Raw genomic sequence first — 2103 nt, 5'->3', positions numbered from 1 at the left:
ATAATATACATTTTTGACTTGCAACTTTTTACAAAAAGTTCTTGCAATTAACATCATAGATAACCTTGACTAATTAGTTATTCTTTAATAGCAGTAATATATTTATTTATACCATGTTTTTTCCATATTTAATTACTAAATATAATTTAATTTGTTATATGATAATTCATTTTTGATACATTTATACATTTGCTTTCTTGATATGCACTTGCCTCCGTGATATTTTTTTCTTATGTCAATTTAAATTCTATGTTGTAATGACTTTTTCTGATATGCAAAATCCCCTTAAAGTTATATATTATTCCTTCGTTTACTTTAAGGGGATTTGATTATATTTAAGAAACATTAGTAATAAGAGTAGCAAATAAAGTCGATATGTAAAATTAATAATTAGCAGTAGCTTGCCTACTACTCCAACAGTATTCTTATAAATAATAAAATATCTGAATATGAGCTAATTACAAACTTTCTCATTATATACAATTAATTATTCGCTACAAAGGTTCTACTCTAATATACTTTTTTACTGATACTTTCTTATGCAATTATAAGTTCCAAGCAACGTCTCCGGCAGCTTCAATACTATGCAAAATATCACCACGGTCAACAGAGGCTATACAATGCACTGGCACATTAGCTTCAATTTCCAATGGGTTTGCCTTATACCCAGTAGCTATAATTATTATATCAGCTGGTATTGTTGTTGGGCCATCGAATCTTTCGGCATCGATACACTCATATGTTACAGTATCGTTACCTACCTCTAATATTTTTGTAACTACATGAATCTCACAACTCATTGATTGAACACTTAATAAAACTTGTGCCTTGGTTAGAGGCATTACACCTTGTAAAACATCATCACAAATTTCGAATACTTTAACATCTTGACAACCAGCTTTAAGCAGTAATTCAGCGGTTTCAATACCAATCTGACCACCGCCTATAATCACTGGATGCATGTAATCTGTTTTTCTAGTGCGTAGAAAATCTTCCGCCAGTACAACATTGTCATTATTGGCTATGCCTTTAATTTTGGGTAGAACTGGAACAGCACCTGTAGCTATAATTATTTCATCAGGTTGAACCTTTTCTAATATCTCATTGCTGTAAGGTGTGTTTAAAAGTATATTCACCCCATTATCTCTGATACTACCTTCGAGGAAATCCTTTAATTCGGTACATCTCTCTTTACTAGGCGTCATGCCTGCTGCAATAAGCTGTCCACCTAATTCGCTAGTTTTCTCTATTAATGTTACCATATGACCACGATTAGAAGCTACTCTTGCTGTTTCCATACCTGATACACCACCACCTATAACTAGCACCCTCTTTGGTTCAGGTTTAATTTTCTTTTTCTCCTTCAAATCGATCTGACGACCGACTTCATAGTTGATAGAACAAGCGATTGGTTTACCCTCAAAAAATCTACCTATACATCCTTGATTACAAGCTAGACAATAGCGTATCCTTCCACCAGATTTAACCTTTTTTAGCCAATTTGGATCAGCTAGAAATTGACGCCCCATCCAAACCATATCTGCCTTCTTGTTTACAATAATATCCAGAGCTTCATCAGGAGTAGTTATACGACCAACACATGAAACAGGTATATCAAGAATCTTTGATGAACGCTCTGCATAAGGCACCAAATGACATGGCTTGCCGTGGTGAGATGAGATGGTATTATAGAATCCATGATAGTTACCATTAGAATAATTGATCGAATCGACTCCCAATTCTTGGAGTTTTAAGCTTACACGTTCAATATAGTCAAATTCATAACCACCAACAAAATCCTCACTAGCAGATAGACGTACCATCAATGGGGTATCACCAATTTTCTCTCGTACTGCTTGTACAGTTTCCATGAGAAATCGCATACGATTTTCTTCAGAACCACCATATTTGTCAGTCCTTCTGTTATGGTAAGGAGAGAGAAACTGATTAAACAAATAACCATGCCCGGCCAAAATCATAATGATATCAAATCCAGCACTTTTTAGGCGAACAGCTCCGTCAGCAAATTTGCTAACTAAATCTTCAACTTCTTTTGTTCTCATGGCACGAGGAATCTGTCCAATCATCCTCTCTCCTTTAAGG

At 34.7% G+C, this 2103-nt stretch carries 1 protein-coding gene; it reads right to left on the bottom strand.

Annotated elements, in window-relative coordinates:
* Window positions 1-545: 545 nt before the first annotated feature.
* Window positions 546-2103, bottom strand: a 1558-nt coding sequence (locus Q7P22_RS12540) for an FAD-dependent oxidoreductase (RefSeq protein ID WP_303864649.1), incomplete at its 5' end; no start/stop codon positions are given.

Source organism: Alkalibaculum bacchi (genome assembly GCF_937875145.1).
In the GTDB taxonomy this organism is placed as follows: domain Bacteria; phylum Bacillota; class Clostridia; order Eubacteriales; family Alkalibacteraceae; genus Alkalibaculum; species Alkalibaculum bacchi_A.
The sequence above is the reverse complement of the archived record's forward strand: the minus strand, read 5'-3'. Positions and strand labels throughout refer to the sequence as shown.